17 protein-coding genes and 2 pseudogenes are annotated in these 19394 nt (G+C 58.5%); 7 read left to right on the forward strand and 12 right to left on the reverse strand.

Going from position 1 to position 19394, the window contains the following annotated elements:
- Positions 1 to 32 precede the first annotated feature (32 nt).
- The 3 genes from GOB85_RS07545 to GOB85_RS07555 all read left to right on the forward strand — a co-directional run bounded on the left by GOB85_RS07545 (position 33) and on the right by GOB85_RS07555 (position 3548).
- On the forward strand, positions 33 to 404 hold the full coding sequence (locus GOB85_RS07545) for a YidH family protein (protein WP_173576894.1): 372 nt from the start codon (positions 33 to 35) through the stop codon (positions 402 to 404).
- Between the two features lie 527 nt (positions 405 to 931).
- Positions 932 to 1960, forward strand: coding sequence for a recombinase RecA (gene recA / locus GOB85_RS07550; RefSeq protein WP_173576951.1), 1029 nt, complete (start codon positions 932 to 934; stop codon positions 1958 to 1960).
- 322 nt (positions 1961 to 2282) lie between these two features.
- Positions 2283 to 3548 carry a 3-phosphoshikimate 1-carboxyvinyltransferase gene (locus GOB85_RS07555; RefSeq protein WP_173576893.1) on the forward strand — a complete coding sequence of 422 codons (1266 nt, stop codon included), beginning with the start codon at positions 2283 to 2285 and terminating at the stop codon, positions 3546 to 3548.
- Between the two features lie 382 nt (positions 3549 to 3930).
- On the opposite strand, the gene GOB85_RS07560 is transcribed toward GOB85_RS07555, so the two are convergent.
- On the reverse strand, positions 3931 to 4698 hold the full coding sequence (locus tag GOB85_RS07560) for a helix-turn-helix transcriptional regulator (protein WP_173576892.1): 768 nt from the start codon (positions 4696 to 4698) through the stop codon (positions 3931 to 3933).
- Positions 4695 to 4913, reverse strand: coding sequence for a hypothetical protein (locus GOB85_RS19225; protein ID WP_242011351.1), 219 nt, complete (start codon positions 4911 to 4913; stop codon positions 4695 to 4697). The genes GOB85_RS07560 and GOB85_RS19225 overlap by 4 nt, the downstream gene beginning before the upstream one ends.
- Before the next feature lie 187 nt (positions 4914 to 5100).
- Here GOB85_RS19225 and ahcY point away from each other — a divergent pair, with 187 nt between their 5' ends.
- From ahcY to GOB85_RS07580, 3 genes are all read left to right on the forward strand, one after another.
- Positions 5101 to 6399 carry an adenosylhomocysteinase gene (gene ahcY, locus GOB85_RS07570; RefSeq protein ID WP_173576890.1) on the forward strand — a complete coding sequence of 433 codons (1299 nt, stop codon included), beginning with the start codon at positions 5101 to 5103 and terminating at the stop codon, positions 6397 to 6399.
- A 74-nt stretch (positions 6400 to 6473) separates the two neighbouring features.
- Positions 6474 to 6866: a DUF3597 domain-containing protein gene (locus GOB85_RS07575; protein WP_173576889.1), complete on the forward strand. Its 393-nt coding sequence runs from the start codon at positions 6474 to 6476 to the stop codon at positions 6864 to 6866.
- 1033 nt (positions 6867 to 7899) lie between these two features.
- Positions 7900 to 8259, forward strand: coding sequence for an ArsC family reductase (locus GOB85_RS07580; RefSeq protein ID WP_173576888.1), 360 nt, complete (start codon positions 7900 to 7902; stop codon positions 8257 to 8259).
- A gap of 219 nt (positions 8260 to 8478) precedes the next feature.
- Here the strand turns inward: GOB85_RS07580 and GOB85_RS07585 are convergent, their stop codons facing one another.
- The 9 genes from GOB85_RS07585 to queA all read right to left on the reverse strand — a co-directional run bounded on the left by GOB85_RS07585 (position 8479) and on the right by queA (position 17895).
- Positions 8479 to 9996 (reverse strand): NADH-quinone oxidoreductase subunit M, encoded by a 1518-nt coding sequence (locus GOB85_RS07585; RefSeq protein ID WP_173576887.1) that lies wholly within the window; start codon positions 9994 to 9996, stop codon positions 8479 to 8481.
- A 186-nt stretch (positions 9997 to 10182) separates the two neighbouring features.
- Positions 10183 to 10809, reverse strand: a complete 627-nt coding sequence (locus tag GOB85_RS07590; protein WP_173576886.1) for an MlaC/ttg2D family ABC transporter substrate-binding protein — start codon at positions 10807 to 10809, stop codon at positions 10183 to 10185.
- Between the two features lie 31 nt (positions 10810 to 10840).
- The gene (locus tag GOB85_RS07595; protein ID WP_242011356.1) at positions 10841 to 11542 is read right to left on the reverse strand and encodes an MlaA family lipoprotein; all 702 of its coding nucleotides are present in this window, start codon (positions 11540 to 11542) and stop codon (positions 10841 to 10843) included.
- 428 nt (positions 11543 to 11970) lie between these two features.
- Positions 11971 to 12798 (reverse strand): TerB family tellurite resistance protein, encoded by an 828-nt coding sequence (locus tag GOB85_RS07600; protein WP_173576885.1) that lies wholly within the window; start codon positions 12796 to 12798, stop codon positions 11971 to 11973.
- Positions 12799 to 12962: 164 nt separating this feature from the next.
- Positions 12963 to 13142, reverse strand: coding sequence for a hypothetical protein (locus tag GOB85_RS07605; protein WP_173576884.1), 180 nt, complete (start codon positions 13140 to 13142; stop codon positions 12963 to 12965).
- 242 nt (positions 13143 to 13384) lie between these two features.
- Positions 13385 to 13624, reverse strand: a complete 240-nt coding sequence (locus GOB85_RS07610) for a ribbon-helix-helix domain-containing protein (RefSeq protein ID WP_173576883.1) — start codon at positions 13622 to 13624, stop codon at positions 13385 to 13387.
- Positions 13624 to 14679: a tRNA epoxyqueuosine(34) reductase QueG gene (gene queG, locus GOB85_RS07615; RefSeq protein WP_173576882.1), complete on the reverse strand. Its 1056-nt coding sequence runs from the start codon at positions 14677 to 14679 to the stop codon at positions 13624 to 13626. The genes GOB85_RS07610 and queG overlap by 1 nt, the downstream gene beginning before the upstream one ends.
- Before the next feature lie 259 nt (positions 14680 to 14938).
- Positions 14939 to 16105: a tRNA guanosine(34) transglycosylase Tgt gene (gene tgt, locus GOB85_RS07620; RefSeq protein ID WP_173576881.1), complete on the reverse strand. Its 1167-nt coding sequence runs from the start codon at positions 16103 to 16105 to the stop codon at positions 14939 to 14941.
- Between the two features lie 731 nt (positions 16106 to 16836).
- Positions 16837 to 17895, reverse strand: coding sequence for a tRNA preQ1(34) S-adenosylmethionine ribosyltransferase-isomerase QueA (gene queA / locus GOB85_RS07625; protein WP_173576880.1), 1059 nt, complete (start codon positions 17893 to 17895; stop codon positions 16837 to 16839).
- Between the two features lie 487 nt (positions 17896 to 18382).
- Between queA and GOB85_RS19875 the strand changes: the two are divergent.
- Positions 18383 to 18518: pseudogene (locus GOB85_RS19875) on the forward strand (IS256 family transposase); the annotation flags it as partial.
- 778 nt (positions 18519 to 19296) lie between these two features.
- Here the strand turns inward: GOB85_RS19875 and GOB85_RS07635 are convergent.
- A pseudogene (locus tag GOB85_RS07635) lies at positions 19297 to 19394 on the reverse strand (IS5/IS1182 family transposase); the annotation flags it as partial.

The following is a 19394-nucleotide window of genomic DNA, read 5'->3' on the forward strand; positions in this document are numbered from 1 at the left end:
GCCTGACGATTTCGCGACAAAGGATGCATGACATGATCCCGCGCTACAGCGATCATGCCGCGAACGAACGGACATTTCTCGCCTGGGTCAGGACGGCGCTCGCCATCATCGTCTTCGGCTGTTTCCTGGCAAAATTCGACCTGTTTCTCCGTCTCGTGGCGCATATCCCGTCTCCGCATCTGGCAGGTGTAAGCGCGCATGGCCCCGCTTCCATACTGGGCGTGGTGCTGGTGGCAGCCGGAACAGGCCTGTTGCCAGCGTCGTTATGGCATTATCAGGCCGTCCGGAAAGCGATCCTGGCACCCGATGAGTGCGCGGTGGGCACGAATCCGCTCGGAATTTTTCTCGTCTGCGTGCTGGGGCTGACCGGACTCTGCGCATTTGTGATGCTGTTGACGACTTAAATACTCGCCGGATCTGGCCCTGGAACCTGGCAAAGCGCTCCTTTGCAACGGCTCTGAGGGCTGGCGGAATCCGGGCTCTGCCCGAACCCGGCAGGGACCGCAGGCCCCTGCACCCCAATTTATTTATTATAAACCGGTTTCCAAAGGTCTGCGACCTTTGGTGGGTTTCAGGGCAAAGCCCTGAGCAAGGTGTCAGCCCCGAGAACGAAAGGAATCTCTGCAAAACTGCGGTGCTCCCCGGATTTCCCTTGCTAATGTTCCTAATTTGTTCCTATAAGAACAAAAGCGAACGAATTATTAACGAGTCGTTTACGTCTCATGCCACAGCGGGACGAAAGCCCGGTCATCTGTGGTGTTTTACACAAGAAACAGAGCGGCCCGGAGGGAATTCCGGTTCCGCCTCATTGCCGGAGAGGCTCAGCCTGTGACAGACTCGGTGACCAGTGTGGCTAACACGCCCGAGGCACCGTCGCTGTTCGCCCTCCAGAGGAGAACCAGCTGTGGAAATCGGGATTCGGGGAATGGAAATGGATAAGACGAAGGCTCTCGAAGGAGCGCTCAGCCAGATTGAGCGTTCATTCGGCAAAGGATCGGTCATGCGCCTCGGCCAGCGGCCGAAGGAAGAGGCGGACTGTATCTCCACCGGATCGCTCGGGCTCGATATCGCGCTCGGAATCGGCGGCCTGCCGCGAGGCCGCATCGTTGAGATCTACGGCCCTGAAAGCTCGGGCAAAACGACACTCGCCCTGCACGCGATCGCCGAGGCCCAGAAGAAAGGCGGCACCTGCGCCTTCATCGATGCCGAGCACGCGCTTGATCCTGGCTATGCCCGCAAACTGGGCGTGAATATCGATGATCTGCTGATCAGCCAGCCTGACGCCGGTGAACAGGCGCTTGAAATCGCTGATACACTGGTCCGTTCCGGCGCGATTGATGTGCTGGTGGTGGACAGTGTCGCGGCCCTCGTGCCCCGCGCCGAACTTGAAGGCGATATGGGCGACACTCATGTCGGTCTCCATGCCCGTCTGATGAGCCAGGCGCTTCGCAAGCTGACCGGTACGGTCTCGCGCTCGAACACGCTGCTGATCTTCCTCAACCAGATCCGTCTGAAAATCGGCGTGATGTTCGGCAACCCGGAGACCACGACGGGTGGCAACGCGCTGAAATTCTACGCCTCGGTCCGCCTGGACATCCGCCGGATCGGCGCGATCAAGGACAAGGACGAGGTCACGGGCAACCAGACCCGCGTTAAAGTGGTGAAGAACAAGATGGCTCCGCCATTCCGGCAGGTCGAGTTCGACATCATGTATGGCGAGGGGATCAGCAAGATGGGCGAACTGGTCGATCTCGGCGTGAAAGCCGGTGTCGTCGAAAAGTCCGGCGCCTGGTTCTCCTGCGACAGCCAGCGGATCGGTCAGGGCCGCGAAAACGCGAAAAACTTCCTGCGCGAGCATCCGGAAATGGCTCAGGAAATCGAGCGGAAAGTGCGTGCGCAGGCCGGCATTGTCGCCGAAGCCATGATGACCGGACCGGACAGCGAAAGCGACGAGGACTGAGATCGCGCACGGGTCGCCCCCGGGCTTTGCCCCGGACCCCGCCAAAAAAATCGCAGCCCTCCGTAACGCCGGATTAAACAAACCGGGGTGCGGGGGGACTTGTGGTTCCCGTCGGGGTCCAGGCAGCGCGGGGGCTATCCCCCAACCAGGCACGCCGGGGTGTTTCCTTCCGGTGCCAGTCTGCTTAGAAACCCCCTGAAGAAGTCCTTCTGCCTTACGTTTTCTGCGCTCCGATGCTCACAGGACGCTCTCATCCGGCAGAGAAATTTCTGAAACAGTTTCGCAGAGTGTTTCTGTTCACGAAACAGGGCAGAGGATCCCGATGGTCGCCGTTCCCGCACTGAGCATTACCCCCCCGACGCAGCCTCTGAGAGGCTCTGTCGAACTGCCGGGTTCGAAATCGATCACGAACCGGGCTCTCCTGCTGGCAGCCCTGTCACAGGGTACGAGCCATCTGACCGGCGCGCTGAAAAGCGACGACACGCGCTACATGGCAACCGCTCTGCGACAGATGGGAGTCGGGATCGAAGAACCGACCGCGACCAGCTTCGTCGTGACCGGAAGCGGCGCGCTCACCGTGCCGGACGCCCCCCTGTTTCTCGGAAATGCCGGAACAGCGGTGCGGTTTCTGACAGCTGTCGCAACATATGTGCCCGGCCCGGTCGTGCTCGACGGCAACGCGCATATGCAAAAACGTCCTGTCGCACCCCTTCTTGCCGCACTTGGAGAACTGGGTGTGGACGTCGCGGCCCCGACCGGCTGTCCACCTGTCACAGTGCAGGGCACCGGCCATCTCGCCGGCGGGCAGGTGACAATCGATGCCGGGTTGTCCAGTCAGTATGTGTCCGCAATGCTTATGGCGGCCGGCCGGGCCGATGCACCCGTCGAAGTGACATTACAGGGCACCGGCCTGGATGCTCGTGGCTATGTGGACCTGACCGTGTCGGCCATGCGCGCTTTCGGCGCTTCTGTGCAGCAGGAGGGTGCGATGAGCTGGCGCGTCCAGCCCACCCGCTACACGGCAACCGACCTTCGGATCGAACCTGATGCCTCCGCCGCAACCTATCTCTGGGCAGCGGCCGTGCTGACTGACGGCGACATCGATATCGGCCTGGCGCCAGAGGCATTCTCGCAACCGGATGCAAAAGCATTCGAGGAAATTTCCCGGTTTCCGCACATGTCGCCGGAGATCAACGGATCGCAGATGCAGGATGCCGTCCCGACCCTTGCCGTGCTGGCAGCGTTCAATGCCACGCCGGTCCGATTCAACGGAATCCACAATCTGCGCGTCAAGGAATGCGACCGCATCTCAGCCGTCTGCACTGAACTCAACCGCATCCGCTCCGGCCTCGCCCGGGAGGAAGGCGACGATCTGATCGTGAACAGCGACCCCGCTCTTGCCGGTCAGACGCTGCCGACCCGGATCGAGACCTATGCCGATCATCGTATCGCCATGTCCTTTGCTCTGGCGGGCCTGCGGATCAATGGCATTACAATTCTTGACCCGGCCTGTGTCGGAAAGACATATCCAGGCTACTGGGATGCACTCAGAAGCCTGGGTGTTTCGATCAGCGATGCAGCATCGTAACCTTAAAAATTGTGAATAATCAGGGTTCTCAAAGGCTCTGTTGTCGTTACGTGTTGATCTCTGATTTTTCAAAGGGTTAGCAGAATCCGGGCTCTGCCCGAACCCGGCAGGGACCGTCACGCGAAGGCGTGCTGCGCACGACGGCCCCTGCACCCCGATCTGTTTAATAAAATGGTTTCCAGAGGTCTGTGACCTTTGGTGGGTTCCAGGGCAAAGCCCTCTGGGAAGGAGCCCGCACTTAATGACAACAGAGCCTTCTCAAAGGAATGATGACCGCCCGGGCTTCACCAGAACCCTACGGAATCCACAGATCACCGGCCTCTGACGGGTCCGGGGAGCGTCCGGCAGTCAGGCAGTCAGGCAGTCTTTACGAATCCTGAAATCACAACGTCGCAACCATGATTCTCTGCACAATAATGCGGTCATCATCCGGTGACAGGGCAATGGTTTCGTTCATTGTCGTCAGCGGCGTAACCATCCGTTGCTCCTGCGTCCAGTGCACCACGATTGCCAGCATCGGTGGCGGAAATACTGCACGCTCGCGATGTGGCGCATCCGATCGTTCCGGAGCGTGGATGAGAACCCTATCGCCGTTTCTGACAGAGGAGGCAGGCGCAATCAGCAACAGACTGCCCTGGCGAAAGACCGGTTCGCAGGCCTCGCTGTCGAGACGAATGGCATAATCATGCGGGCCGCTCCGGGTCGCAGGAGACGCGATTTCGGTCCACCGTCCTTCGGCGATCCGCCCGGTTGGCAGAAAAGCCCGGTCAAACAGATCGGGGAGTCTCAGACGCGAAAAACGGATCATCCGGATGACGGTCACCGCAGACGCGGACGTCTGCGCCGGTGACGGAGGGAACGGCACCGCCGTCGTTCTGTCACCATCAAACAGATCGACGAAGGTGCTGAAAGACAGACCGGCCGCATCAAGAAGATGCAGAATCGTCTCCATCCTCGGAAGGCGGCTGCGTCCGTCCGGCGTCCTTCGCTTTGAGGGATTGAAGGCGGTTGCGTCCAGACCCGAGGCCCGGGCGAGCCCGGATGGCGAGAGGCCGCGCTCGGCTGCGATCAGATCAATGGTCCGCCATAAGGCCGCAGCCTGCCTCTCGTGACGCGATACGGCGCTGTCAGGAGAAGTGACGCCCGTCATGCTTTTCTGACCAGAATTTCGGTGCGATGGCGATCTTCGCCCGACAGCGTGACCTGATAGCGATCATCGGTGGAAAGACACGCAAATCCTTTCCGGCGCAGTCTGTCCAGGCAGGGCTCGTCGCGGAGCATCCGGGGCCGTCCGTTCGTGCCTGCGAGGCAGAGCCGATGCAGCGCGGAGCGACAGCAGCTTTCAAGATAGGGTTCATTCCACATGGGGGAAATGTCGGTAATCCTGCGGTGTCACGCAACTCCTCCTGTCAGGTGATCTGAGAACAGTCAGCATCCTGACCCGAAAACCCGGGTTCATCCGGGTAAAAAAATTACAGGCCTGCACATTAGGTGGCCTGGAAGCGCCGCAGCTTGTATAGGAAGCGACCTTCTCTCTGAATACGGGGTCACGATGAGCACGAGCAACGACTACAAGGTTAAAGACATCTCCCTCGCCGACTGGGGTCGCAAGGAGATCTCGATTGCCGAGGGCGAGATGCCTGGCCTGATGGCGCTGCGCGAGGAATACGGAGCCAGTCAGCCGCTGAAAGGCGCTCGTATCGCCGGCTGCCTGCACATGACCATTCAGACCGCAGTGCTCATCGAAACCCTGATCGCGCTTGGCGCCACCGTCCGCTGGTCGTCCTGCAACATCTTCTCGACCCAGGATCAGGCCGCCGCTGCCATTGCCGCCGCCGGCATCCCTGTCTTCGCCTGGAAAGGCCTGAGCGAGGACGAGTTCTGGTGGTGCATCGAGCAGACGGTCAAAGGGCCGGACGGCTGGACTCCGAACATGATCCTCGACGACGGCGGCGATCTGACCGTGCTGATGCACGACAAATATCCCGAGATGCTCAATGACGTGAAAGGCTTGTCTGAAGAGACGACGACAGGCGTGCATCGCCTCTGGGAGATGCAGAAGAAAGGTGAACTGAAAGTTCCCGCCATCAACGTCAATGACAGCGTCACGAAGTCGAAATTCGACAACCTTTACGGCTGCCGTGAAAGCCTCGTGGACGCCATCCGCCGTGGCACCGACGTGATGATGGCCGGCAAGGTCGCCGTGGTCGCGGGCTACGGTGATGTCGGCAAAGGCTCCGCCGCCTCGCTGCGTAACGCCGGCTGCCGCGTCCTCGTCACAGAAGCCGATCCGATCTGCGCCCTTCAGGCCGCGATGGAAGGCTACGAGGTCGTCACGATGGAAGAGGGCGCCCCGCGTGGCGATATCTTCGTCACGTGCACGGGCAATGTGGACGTCATCACAGTTGACCACATGCGTGAGATGAAGCACCGCGCCATCGTCTGCAATATCGGTCACTTTGATTCCGAAATTCAGATTGGCGCGCTGCGCAATTTCAAATGGGATAACGTCAAGCCGCAGGTCGACGAGGTCGAATTCCCCGATGGCAAACGCCTGATCCTCCTCTCCGAAGGTCGTCTGGTGAACCTCGGCAACGCCACGGGCCACCCGTCCTTCGTCATGTCCGCGTCCTTCACCAACCAGACTCTCGCGCAGATCGAGCTCTGGACGGCAAAACCGGGCCAGTACGAAGCGAAGGTCTACACCCTGCCGAAAAAGCTGGATGAGAAGGTGGCTGCCCTGCATCTCGCGAAGGTCGGCGCTCAGCTGACGCAACTTAGCAAGAAGCAGGCCGATTATATTGGTGTGCCGGTGAGCGGTCCGTTCAAGCACGAAGAATACCGCTACTGATCGCTGCCGGCGCTGTTGCCAAGGAGGGCGGCGGTGCCGGTCCGGTGCTGGTATCAGAAAAGGAAAGACGTCTTATGAGTATTTTCGGTTCAATCGTTTCCGCGATCTTCGGTCACGCCAAAGCGGCAACCCCGGCTGCCGATGCCACATCAGCAGCCCCCGCCGCGGGCACGCCAGCCGCTGCTACCGCCGCTCCGGCAGCGGCAGCGGTGGCTCCGGTCGATGTGGATGCGGTTCTGTCCGCTCTTGCCGCTAAATCCGGTCAGCAGCTCAACTGGCAGGAGTCCATCGTTGATCTCCTCAAGCTGCTGAACCTCGACAGCTCGCTCACCGCACGCAAGCAGCTTGCCACCGAGTTGCATTATTCAGGTGACCAGAACGATACGGCCACGATGAATGTCTGGCTGATTAAAGAGGTTCGCCAGAAACTGGCGGAGAACGGCGGCAAGGTTCCTGCCAGCCTGTAAGGCTTTTCTGCCGGAATACGCCTGCGTGACGTATTCCGGCAGATTCTGTCCCCGAGTTCGACCGCCCCATACGATTTCCATTTCATGGAAATACGGTCATTTCTCCACGGATGAGTGAAAAACCCGGATCAGAATCTGGCTGTCTTTTCACACTTCGCTGGCTTGAAAACCATAATGTCGGATACGCGATTGACGTATAAGATGTGAATATCTGACAGGAATGGGCCTTTCCGACGAAGACAGATGCGAAAAAACGCTTTTTAAAGTCATTGCGCGGAAATCTTCATATTGCCGTTTGTGGCCGCAGCGGACGCGCTGAGGGTGATGGTTTCTCTCGCCGATGCAGCACACCATCCTCATCAGTCCGCAATGAGGTTTTCTTCCCGAACCGGATGGCGGCGATCAATGGTGCGCGGTTTCGGTCGGTAAACAACTGAAGCAGACGGTTTCGCTTCTTCATATCAAACCAGCATTGAAAGAGAGCCCGGGGGCTTCGCTCTTCACCCCGCCAGAGGTCGCAGATCTTTGGGAATGGCTCTGTTGGTGTTACGTGTTGATCTGTGGTTTTGCAAAGAGTTAGCAGATCCGGGATCTGCCCGAACCCGGCAGGGACCGTCACGCGAAGGCGTGCTGCGCACGACGGCCCCTGCACCCCGATTGATTAATAATAAAATGGTTTCCAAAGGTCTGTGATCTTTGGTGGGTTCCAAAGCAAAGCCCTGGGAAGGAGCCAGCACTTAACGACAACAGGGCCTTTGGAAATCGGCTTGTTTATCAACGGGTTGGGATGAAGGGTCTGTTACCCCGTCCGGTTTCGGGGTGTCGTTGCCGTTCTTCTGGCAGAGCACAGTTCTGCCGCTTCTGCCAACGCACGGGGGCGGTATAAAAGCAGCAGGCTGCCCACTATGTTTAAACAAAACCAGGACATAGAGGTCTGCTGTGCCTGGCAGGCTCGGGCAGCATCCGACTCTTCCCTCGGCACAGACAAAGACTATGGTTCTGGTCTGTGAAGAACATAAGGAGCACGTAGTCAGTGACGGTTGCGATCTACGGGATCAAATCCTGCGACACGATGAAAAAGGCGTTTTCCTGGCTCGATCAGAACGGAATCGCCTATGTTTTTCACGATTACAAAAAGACAGGTATCGACCCGGATTGCCTGAAAAGCTGGGTCCGTCAGGTCGGCTGGGAAAAACTGCTCAACCGGGCCGGAACCACATTTCGTAAACTGCCTGATGCGGACAAAGCGGATGTGACGGAGCAAAAGGCGATCACCCTCATGCTGGCGAATCCATCAATGATAAAGCGTCCTGTGCTCGATACCGGCGCAATTACGGTTGGATTTAAGCCGGATATTTATGCAACCGTATTCAGGACCAGCCCGACTGCGTGATTTTCGGGCCGAGCCAGACCCCGGCACGATACGCAGTCCCCTGCACCTTTGAAAAGGCTCTGTTGCCGTTAAGTGCTGGCATCTTATCAGGACTTTGCCCTGAAACCCACCAAAGATCACAGACCTTTGGAAACCATTTTATTATTAACCAATCAGGGTGCAGGGACCTGCGGTCCCTGCCGGGTCCGGGCAGAGCCCGGTCTTCTGCTTAAACCGCCGTTACCGACTGACAGCAAGCTGCACATGCGCTGCTACAGTGTGGAACGCCGTTGCCTCGTTGCTGCCCAGAGCGTGTGAGATTGCCGGGTCAAACAGACTCGTGAACGAAGCCGGGTGAACACCCATCCACAGAATGACAAAGGCGAGCGGAGCCAGCACGGCAATCTCGGCGGCGGTCAGATCACGCAGCAACCCGACGGTGCCTTTCACTGTGCCGAAGATCACGTCGCGATAAAGCGCCAGCATGTACACCGCGCCCATGATCATTGTCGTTCCCGCCATCAGTGCCAGCCAGAACGAGACATGCACGGCACCCATCAGAATCAGCAACTCACCGACGAAGGAACCAGTGCCCGGCAGGCCGACATTTGCCATGGTGAACAGCATAGCCAGCGTCGCCAGCGCCGGCATCCGGAACGCCACGCCACTCAGCGCCGAAATATCCCGTGTCTCAGCCCGCCATGCGATCGCAGCGACACTGAAGAAAAGAGCTGCGATCACCACACCATGAGACAGCATCTGATAAATCGCACCATCCACGCCCTCGGCATCCAGCGTGAAAAGACCGACCGCAATCATGCCCATATGGGAGAAAGACGAGTAGGCAATCAGCCGCTTCATATCCGTTTGCGCAAAAGCAATGAAGGCGGCGTAAATGATGGCGATGACACCGAGCGGCAGGATAAAGGGCGCGAAACGGTGAACCGCATCAGGGAACATCAGCACCCCGAAGCGCAGCAACCCGTAAGCGCCGGTCTTGGACAGAACACCTGACAGCATCGCGGAAGCCGGCGTTGGCGCTTCAGTGTAGGCATCCGGCAGCCACGCATGCAGCGGAAACAGCGGTAACTTGACGCCAAAAGCAATCACAAAAGCCGCCAGCAGCCAGCACTGCACAGCCGTTGAGAAATGCGACTGAGTCAGAACCGGAATGTCCGTTGTGCCCGCCATTGTCCACAGGGCAACAAGCGCGACAAGCATGAAAAGCGAGCCACCAAAAGTGAACAGAAAGAACTGGAGTGATGCCCAGACACGTTTCGGTCCGCCCCAGACGCCAATCATCAGACTGCCCGGAATGAGGGTCGCCTCGTAGAAAACATAGAACAGAACAAGGTCGAGCGAGGAAAACAGACCCATCAGAGCCGTTTCCAGGAACAGAACAGCCGCCATGAAGTCCGCCGCCCGACCCCGGATACTGCGCCAGCCCGCCCCGATCGACAGTGGTGTCAGAAACGCCGTCAGCAACACGAAGACAAGGCTGATTCCGTCAAGACCGGTATGATACGAAATCCCGAAAGCAGGCATCCAGGAAAGCTGCTGTTCGAACTGGGCACCTGCCAGACGGGGATCGAACTCCGACCACATCACGGCCGTGAGCCCCAGAACGATCAGACTCGTCCACAGGGCAATCCAGCGGGCCGTCCGGTCGGCGGTCTCCGCCGAACCGCGGCCGAGCATGATAGCCAGGCCTCCAGCCAGAGGAAGATAAGTGACGAGCGACAAAAGGATCGGATGCACGGCGTACTCACAGGTCCGGTACGAAACTGGATCGACCTTAACCGCCCGCAACCCGGTCGGCCACCCGCAGCCTGGTCACGTTCCGCCGAGCAGGATGAGATACCGAGCCGTCAGACCACAAAAAAACGGTCCCGCGCAGGCTCTGGCGCGGGACCGTTCTCTCTGTTCAGAACACCGTGAGGTATATTACTCGCTCTTCGGAGCACCATGCCTGTCAATCTGATGCTGCAACGCCGTGATCAAAGCATCGACCTTGCCGCCATTGCGCTGGATATAAGACGAATAATCCCCGCGCTGCGTCAGGCGCAGGCTTGCGCCCTCGCCCTTCAGATCGACCACCTTGGGTGATCCGCTCGCCGTGCTGATAAGCCACTGCGTGTTGGCATCCGGCTGCTGCGGACGATGCAGGACAGCATCAACAACCTGATCCGGACCATCCTGTGTGGTCCCGCCAATCGTAAAGCTGACGCCACGATAATCTCCCAGCTTTTCAGAAACCGCGTTCACGATGATCTGATGAAAAAGCTTGAGATACTGCGCCTTCTGCTCCGGTGTGGCGGTACGCCAGTACCGGCCCAGGCAGTATTGCCCGATACTGTCGATATCGACGCCTTCCTCCAGAACAGGGAAAAGCTTTTCCCTCTTCTGGTCAGCAGAGGCATCGCTGTTCACGATTGTAACAAGCTGCCCTCCGAGGCGCCTCACGAAATCGCTGGCAGTTTCCGCAGCAGACGCTGACTGGTTCAGACCGAATGTCAGAGCCAGAGCAGTGACAGTTCCGAGCACGAGGCGGCGACTTACGCTGGTCTTCATAGTGATGTGTCCCTGGTCTTCCTGCATCGGGTCAGTTGTACCAGTCAGGCACGGTAGCCCGGTGGTCATTCCTGATGGAGTCGGCAACCGCCTTGCGCTGCTGCTGGTAGGCACTGCGGATCGTAGCATACGGATCAAGCGCGTCACGCTGAACCTGATCGAGATCATCAAGATGATCAGCACGCGTGTTGATCGTGCCCATAATGTTATAGGCCCAGTTGAAGGTGATCAGTCCATAACCACGCGGAACGTAGTTCCATGGCGAGAGACCCTGATCGATCCCGTATCCGATCCCGTCGCGGATCGAAGACGGTCCCATCATCGGCAGGAACAGATAAGGGCCGGAAGGAATGCCCCACGTCGCCAGCGTCAAACCGCCGTCATTATCATGATGCGGATATCCGGCATATTTCGCGACATCAATGAAACCGCCGATCCCGACGGTCATATTAATACACCATCGCGCAAACGAATCACCGGCGCGGCGCGGTTTGCCTGCGCCAACATCATTAAAGAACACGACAGGCTCGTTCATCGTCCGGACCATGTTGCCCAGCGAACTGCGAACCGGACGCGGAACAGCCCAGACATAAGCCTTCGCCACAGGACGCATTGAGTATTTATCGACCCATACCGAAAGATTATACATTTTCCGGTTCAGAGGCTCATATTTATCGTTGGCCTCTTCGTATTCCGCCAGCGCATCGGGGTCTTTCGGTTTTGGAGAAACCATCGACGCACAGCCTGCCAGAGTCAGCGCGCTGAGAACCAGCGTGCTAAACCGTGCAGCTCCATAGCGTCTGTTGCGGCGGGGTGCAGACTGGCATGCCGAACTGCCCGGGAGGAAAGCAATCTGCTGATCGTCCGTGACTGAACCCATACCCGTCAGTGTCTCCGTAGCAACATCGATCTTCCCACGGCGCTTCAGGCCAGCGGCGGGGCAGGCTGTTTTAACCGGCAAAGATCGTCCGATCCCCGCCCTCTCTAACACGTCGCGTTCCGGATGCAATCAGCCGAAGCCACGAGCCTTCCGGTCACAGGATGTGTTGCCGGACTCTGTGACCGATGTGTCGCACAATTCAGGGGCTCCGCATGACGTCCCTTTTTCTAACGTGCACCATAACGAAAGGTTGAGGGGAGACGGCAGTTTACCAGCCGGCCTTACAGGCGCCGCTCGCGCTTGATAACGTCCCAGGCGGCATTGATTCGTGAGATTTTTGTCACAGCCACGTCAATTTCAGCAGGGCTGGCATTGCGGGCGGTCAGGGTATCCGGGTGATGGGTACGAACCAGGGTCCGCCACGTGGCGCGGATCTCGTCATCGGTCGCGGTTACGGAGACCCCGAGAACAGTATAGGCATCGTCTTCGGCCATCGCCGGCCGGGAACGGCCAGTTTCCGCCCGATCCCATGCGCCCTGCCCCAGGCCGAACGCTTTGTGAACACGGGAGAGAAAACGGATCTCGTCAGGATGCAGCGACTGCCCCTTCGGACAGTCTGCCCGGGCGATGAAGAACAGTGTCGACAGCAGATCCTCAAGCATGAGCTTCTGATCACGAAAGCTGTGGCCCAGTTCACGTGCAAAGTGCTCATAGTCATCGGTGCGCTGGCGGGCGAAGTCGAACAGACGCCCGACCTCCGCAACATTTTCCGGCGGAACACGCAGACGGGATTTAAAAGCGTCGATTTCACGCCGGTTTACGGGCGCATCACATTTGGCAAGCTTGGCAGTCAGGATGATCGTGCAGAGCGCGTAAAGCTGGTCCTTGCGGCCCGTGACGGCGGCAAATTTCGCCGCGACAAACGCTGCTGCCCCGTTCGGGTCCGGCGCGGCGCGTGCCGCCCAGCGATCACTCCAGCCTCCTGTCGGCGGTTCAAGCAATGAGCCGCGATCGGCGGCATGACCCAGCGCGGCACCCAGCACCGCTCCCATCCGCCCGCCAACCGCAAACCCGGCCACGGTCCCGAATACTTTGCCCCATATACCCATAAGACTGACTCTAGCACCGCCAGCAGAGCCACCCAAGCCCGACTGCCTGAATGGTGCTCATGATACGGGAAGAGCGGAAAAAACTATGGCTCTCTCCCCGCCCACGGCAGGAATCGGGGCGCCCGGAGTAATCCCTTCCACAGGACAACCGATGCCATTCCCGCTCAGAGAGACGTTTTATCCGCGCCGCGATCGAAAGCAGAATGAGCGAGCCCCACGAGTTCAGTCGCCAGCCCCGGCAGTCCGGCTTTCCAGACAATGTCAGCCATCTGCAGAAGAGAATGCGAGATCAGCAGAGGGCTCGTCTGCGGACAATGAGGCATACGCACGACATTGGCTGGCATGGAATCCTCGCCCTGGTCCGGTCTGTTGGAGGCGATATCCCGCCGTTGAGAGGACGCTAAATCAGGGTGCCTTTCTGAATGGTTAACAACCTCGGGGGCGGAAAATAAAGTTTTCATCTCGTTAGCTAAACGCAAAAGGGGCCGGTTCTGTCGTCCTCGCGGGCATGCGGCCGGCCTATCGCACATCTCGTGATCTGGCTGTCAGCCAGAAATAGCGGGCGACCCGGACACTCTATCCTGTCTCAACGCGCAGATGCCCGGGATATGATATTTGATAAAGCAAAGTTAAGAACTGCAACCCGCAGCGCGGAAGCCAGCGGCCGCCCCGGATCGCGCGTCACGTCAATGCTCTCCACCAGCCGCGCGACCGGCTCCCGCCGCGCAGCCGCCATTCCGTCCAGAACGTCCCAGAACTCCGGCTCCAGAGCCACACTCGTCCCATGCCCCGACAGCACCAGACTGCGTTTGGCAAGATGACGCATCACACTCTCTCCCCGAGTCGCCCGCAGGCCCATCGCGCCGCATCCGCAACAACAGGATCAGAATCCTCACACAAACCCTGCGCCACCCCAAGCAATCCCGCATCGCCGGAATTGCCTGCAGCAATCAGAACATTGCGCACGAATCGCCCCCGCCCGATCCGTTTGACCGGTGACCCGGAAAATAAATACCGAAACGCCGCATCATCCAGCACAGCCAGTGCCGCCAGCTTTGGCGCCATCAGATCCTCCCGCGCCCGCAGCTTTATCTGTCGGGACTCCACCGCAAACCGGTTCCAGGGACACACCGCCAGACAATCATCACACCCGTAAATCCGGTTACCCATCGCCACCCGGAATTCTTCAGGAATCGGCCCTGCATGCTCAATTGTCAGATAGGAAATGCACCGTCGCGCATCCATCTCATACGGAGCAGGAAATGCATCTGTCGGACACGCCACCAGACACCGCGTGCAACTTCCGCACTGCCCCGCCCGATGCACCGTCGGCGACAGGTCAATCGTGGTGTAAATCTCCCCCAGCAGCAGCCAGCTTCCATGGTCCCGTGAGACAACATTCGTATGCTTACCCTGCCAGCCCAGCCCGGCCCGCTCCGCCAGCGGCTTCTCCGGCACCGGTGCGGTATCCACAAACACCTTAACTCCGGCATCCACGCCACAGCGCCGCGATTCGACCACCACAAACTGCGCCAGATGCTTCAGCAGCCCCTTGATCACATCATGATAGTCACGGTTCCGCGCATAGACCGAGATATTCCCCGCCTCAGGCACACCCTGTGTCGCCAGTGGATCTCCCTCAGGCGCGTAAGACATCCCGACCGAGATCACGCTCCGAACGTCCGGCCATAGTCCCTGCGGATGCGCCCGCGCTTCCGCACGCTCCGCCAGCCACCCCATCGTGCCGTGCTGCCCGTCTGCCAGAAACGCCCTTAGCCGGGCACCCGTCTCCGGCCCGATCTCCGCATCGCAAACTCCGAAGGCGTCAAACCCCAGCGCAAATGCGCGTTCCCGGATGCGTTCAGACAGAGTGAAAGACATCACCGGAGCTGGCTCCGGGGAGAGTTCTCAGGGCTCCGCCAAAAATCACTGGCCTTTGGAATGGCTCTGTTATCGTTGCGTGTTAATCTGTGATTTTTCAAAGGGCTGGTGAAAGACCGGGCTCTGCCCGAACCCGGCAGGGACCGCAGGCCCCCGCACCCCGATTGATTTACAATAAAATGGTTTCCAAAGGTCCGTGACCTTTGATGGGAGCCAGGCCTCCTGCCGGATTCGGGCAGAGCCGGAGCGACCCGCATCATCAGGCCACAGGCGGAATGATCGGCTGCGGCATCTCGTCCTCAGACCAGTCCTCCGCTGCCCACTCCGCCCGCAGATGCACCGCATGCGCCCCCAGCGTACCATCCACGATCGCCGCCCGAATGCCCCGCATCAGCCGCTGATAATACGCCAGATTGTGCCAGGTCAGCAGCATCGGCCCCAGAATCTCGTTCGTCCGGAACAGATGATGCAGATATGCCCGCGAATGTCGCGAACACGCCAGACAATCGCAATGCGGCGAAACTGGCCGCGCATCCTCAGCAAACCGCGCATTCCGCAGATTCATCGTCCCGCGTTCAGTGTACGCCCGCGCCGTACGCCCCGCCCGCGTCGGCATCACGCAGTCGAACATGTCGATCCCGCGCTCAACCGCTCCAAGAAGATCGTCCGGTGTTCCCACGCCCATCAGATAACGCGGCGCATCGGCCGGCATCAGCGGCGTCGTCACATCCAGCGTCGAGAACATCAGCGCCTGACCCTCGCCAACCGCCAGACCACCAACCGCATAGCCCTCGAATCCGATCTCCGTCAGCGCCTTCACGCTCTCCGCCCGCAGTTCCGGCTCCGTCCCGCCCTGCACAATCCCGAACTGTCCGTAACCCGGCCGGGCCACAAACGCCTCGCGTGACCGTGCCGCCCAGCGCATCGACATCTGCATCGACGCCGCAATCGCCTCCGCCTCAGCCGGCAGGGCAGGGCACTCATCCAGACACATCGTAATCGTCGCATCCAGCGCATGCTGAATCGCCGTCGACCGCTCCGGGTCCAGCCGGTGCTTCGACCCGTCAATATGCGACTGAAACGTCACTCCGTCCTGATCCAGCTTCCGCAACGCGCCCAGCGACATCACCTGAAATCCACCGGAATCAGTCAGGATCGGACCATGCCAGTCCATGAACCGATGCAGCCCGCCCAGCGCCTGCACCCGCTCAGCGCCCGGACGCAGCATCAGGTGATACGTGTTCCCCAGCACAATTCCCGCACCCGTGGACCGCACCGCGTCCATCGTCATCGCCTTGACCGTGCCAACCGTCCCAACCGGCATAAATGTCGGCGTTTCAACGGGTCCGTGGGCTGTCTGTAGCCGTCCGGCCCGCGCCGCGCCGTCAGTGGACTCGCAGATCCAGCGGAATGTGTCACTCTTCATAGTCGTCCCGTATCTCAAGTTCGGCCAAAGGAGGCGCTGCCTGTCCGGGCGACTGTATAACGACAAATCAGGAAGGCGGCACGGCGATGTCTTCCGAACTGTGAATGTCCAGGGCTTTAGCTCCAATCATCAAACGTCTTTCCCGGAAACGTCGCCTTTAATCATACGTTTTCACCAGAATGAGGTCGTCAGTGAGGCAGGATTGCTTCCCGGCCAGTGTGTTCTGACGTTTTGTAATGTCCGGTTTCGACTATTTCGGGAAACGAGCCAGTGGCGGCGCGGAGCCAGATTTATACCAGAGGTTGTGAAGACTGACCTGTCGATAAGAATATCCGGGCTCTGCCCGGACCCGGCAGGGACCGCAGCCCCCTGCACCCCGGTTTGCTGATCATAAAACGGTTTGCAAGGGCGAGCCTTTGCCAGGTTCCAGGGCAGAGTCCTGCAAGCCCCACATCCATCAACCTGACACAGGTCATAGGCCAGACCCTCTGGTATAAGCTGTCAGCCTCTTACAGGCATATTCGCAAGCGTCACATGCCTTCGCGAGAGGTTCTGTCGATCAACCGGAACACTCTGATTTGCAGGTCTTCACATTCGGACGGTCTGCAATGTCTGGTTTTCGTTATTTCGAAAAACAGACAGATGCGACGATCGACAGGAACGGAGCACCATCATCAACTAAACTGAAGGTAAAGCGACATCTGAGCGCTGCCGTTCAGACGGTTTTAAACTCAGGCGCCCCGCCGCAGCAAACAAGCGTCCCCATAAGAATAAAACCGGTAACCATCCTCAACAGCATGAGCATAAGCCGCCCGCATCCGATCCGTCCCGGCAAACGCGCAAACCAGCATAAACAACGTCGAACGCGGCAAATGGAAATTCGTCATCAGCAGATCCACTGTCCGGAACCGATACCCCGGATGAATGAAAATCGACGTTTCCCCGTCAAACGGTCTCACCGTGCCATCTTCCGCCGCCGCACTCTCCAGCAACCGCAGCGACGTCGTCCCCACGGCAACAATCCGTCCGCCCCGAGCCCGCGTCTCGTTGATCCGATCCGCCGCGCGCCGCGTGATAATCCCCCGCTCAGAATGCATCTTATGAGAAGATAGCGTTTCCGTCCGCACTGGCAGAAACGTCCCGGCACCTACATGCAAAGTCAGTGTTTCACGTGCAACGCCTGCCTCATCCAGCCGTGCGAGTAGCTCCGGCGTGAAATGCAGTCCCGCGGTAGGCGCCGCAACCGCCCCCTTATGCTCAGCAAAAATCGTCCGGTAATCCACCTCATCCTCAGCCGTCGGCCCCGAAGGCCGCGCAATATAAGGTGGCAACGCCAGAGCGCCCGCCGTCCGGAGAAAGCCGTCAAAAGCCTCCCCTTCGCACGAAAATCGCAACGTCGCCCCGCCCTCACCATCCAGGCTTACAACCGTCGCCACATCCCTGTCAGCCGCCCCCGGAAACGTCAGCACATCCCCAACCCGAAGCCGCTTCGAGTTCCTGATCAGCGCGCTCCACGCCCCGTCCGCCTGATGCTGATCCAGCGTCACCCCGATCTTCGCCTCGCCCCGCCGCGCATGGAGCTGCGCCGGAATCACCGCCGTATCGTTGGCCACCAGCAAATCCCCGGCCCGCAACAGCCCCGGCAGATCCCGCACATGCCGGTCCGTCACTGGCGCCCCGGGATCACACGGCACATCCAGCAACCGCGCACTGTCCCGGGGCTTTACCGGGTGCTGCGCAATCCGCTCCTGAGGCAGGTCAAAGTCAAAATCTACAGTACGATCATCCATGGCCCGCAGCCTTTACGAACTCTCGCCCCTTTACGCCAGTCGTACATGCCGTCGTCCAGCTGATCACACAGAATAAAACCACCTCATAACGTCAGCCTGATCTTTCTGTCGTCGCATAATTCCGGACTGAAGTGGGTCGGAAGAACGGGCAGAGCCCGGTAACGAGTGACCCTTCAGTGCCATCTTTCACGATATTGCCGGGCACATTGTCGACGCCACAAAAGTTATGGTTCTTCATATTCCCCGGAGCTCGTCCGACCTCGAAATGCTCATGCCGATTTCTACGGACTTATACCAGAGGATCTTGCCTTTGACCTGTGCGCCACTGGCTGGTGCAGGACTGGCAGGGCTTTGCTCCGAAACCCACCAAGGTCGCAGACCTTTGCAAACCGTTTATGATCAGCAGGCCGGGTGCAAGGACCCGTGGTCCCTGCCTGGGCCCGGATGCTCCCGGACAAAGGTCAATCTTCACAGCCGCTGGTGTAAGGCGACTCTCAGGCTCCTCTTCCTAACCTTAAACCGGACCGAGAAAGAGCGGATCATGCTGCCAGAGAAGTGGTCCATGGCAAAGGCACAGTTCTCCATTCTCTTCGGTGAAGCGCTTCGCGCGCGCCACCGTCTGATCAATTCAATGAACAACGCCGCGCGCACGAAATTCCTGACAAACCTGCTAATCTCGCGTTAACGTTCGATAGAGGCTAATGACATCATCAGGCTTCACGGTCATTTCCTGAGCGTAAAAACTCAGATGCGCCACCATAAAATCAGAATAAACGGCTGTCTTTCTCTTCAGATAACGCGGAACCGTGACTGTCATGAAACGCTCGTCATCTCCCTGGGGGAAATTCATGTGTTTCAGATTTTCACCTCGCCAGCCAATAAAATTGATCGAGTTTCGCTCTGACCATTCCACTACCGGGGCCTCAAGAGGAATAGCTTTAGCACCGCTTTTGACAAAATACTGGTGAAGAGCAAAAGCTTTTTCGCCACTCTCCCACAGGCTGCCACAAAGGCCTCCGGATGGAGATTCGAACGTGCCAATTGTTTCTGGAATTCCGCCATTTTTTTGCTGCAGATAAGCACAGATACCATTATTGATGACGTTAGCGGAAAGAAGAAAGTATTGTGGGTTGTTTCTTATTGCATCGACAAACCCCTCAAAACCATTGGTATCCAGATAAACGATATCATCATCGCATTTTAGTAATATATCATCCTTAAAATCATTGCATCGTTTTGCATAATAATCATATGCCTGAAAATAAGGCATATTAAGGCCAATATCGCCTATGAATTGCATGCATGAGCTGGAATTATCAAAAATCTCTACATCATTTCCATTTTTTCCACGAATATAGATATCGAATTCATCAAAATTTACACCTTCACTGAGAGCCTGAATCAGAAAGCGGTTTGATTGATTTTTCGCAGAACTCTGCGGATATGGGCAATCATCAACCATGCGCAGGATGACGAGATTGTTGTCTCGACATCCTTCG

Origin of the sequence: Acetobacter fallax (assembly GCF_011516735.1) — a bacterium.
GTDB lineage: Bacteria > Pseudomonadota > Alphaproteobacteria > Acetobacterales > Acetobacteraceae > Acetobacter > Acetobacter fallax.

Bases quoted from the DNA above. Each gene is read 5' to 3' on its own strand.
- GOB85_RS07545 (WP_173576894.1), top strand. From the start codon at position 33: ATGATCCCGCGCTACAGCGATCATGCCGCGAACGAACGGACATTTCTC.
- recA (WP_173576951.1), top strand. From the start codon at position 932: ATGGATAAGACGAAGGCTCTCGAAGGAGCGCTCAGCCAGATTGAGCGT.
- GOB85_RS07555 (WP_173576893.1), top strand. From the start codon at position 2,283: ATGGTCGCCGTTCCCGCACTGAGCATTACCCCCCCGACGCAGCCTCTG.
- GOB85_RS07560 (WP_173576892.1), bottom strand. From the start codon at position 4,698: ATGACGGGCGTCACTTCTCCTGACAGCGCCGTATCGCGTCACGAGAGG.
- GOB85_RS19225 (WP_242011351.1), bottom strand. From the start codon at position 4,913: ATGTGGAATGAACCCTATCTTGAAAGCTGCTGTCGCTCCGCGCTGCAT.
- ahcY (WP_173576890.1), top strand. From the start codon at position 5,101: ATGAGCACGAGCAACGACTACAAGGTTAAAGACATCTCCCTCGCCGAC.
- GOB85_RS07575 (WP_173576889.1), top strand. From the start codon at position 6,474: ATGAGTATTTTCGGTTCAATCGTTTCCGCGATCTTCGGTCACGCCAAA.
- GOB85_RS07590 (WP_173576886.1), bottom strand. From the start codon at position 10,809: ATGAAGACCAGCGTAAGTCGCCGCCTCGTGCTCGGAACTGTCACTGCT.
- GOB85_RS07595 (WP_242011356.1), bottom strand. From the start codon at position 11,542: ATGGTTTCTCCAAAACCGAAAGACCCCGATGCGCTGGCGGAATACGAA.
- GOB85_RS07600 (WP_173576885.1), bottom strand. From the start codon at position 12,798: ATGGGTATATGGGGCAAAGTATTCGGGACCGTGGCCGGGTTTGCGGTT.
- GOB85_RS07605 (WP_173576884.1), bottom strand. From the start codon at position 13,142: ATGCCAGCCAATGTCGTGCGTATGCCTCATTGTCCGCAGACGAGCCCT.
- GOB85_RS07610 (WP_173576883.1), bottom strand. From the start codon at position 13,624: ATGCGTCATCTTGCCAAACGCAGTCTGGTGCTGTCGGGGCATGGGACG.
- queG (WP_173576882.1), bottom strand. From the start codon at position 14,679: ATGTCTTTCACTCTGTCTGAACGCATCCGGGAACGCGCATTTGCGCTG.
- tgt (WP_173576881.1), bottom strand. From the start codon at position 16,105: ATGAAGAGTGACACATTCCGCTGGATCTGCGAGTCCACTGACGGCGCG.
- queA (WP_173576880.1), bottom strand. From the start codon at position 17,895: ATGGATGATCGTACTGTAGATTTTGACTTTGACCTGCCTCAGGAGCGG.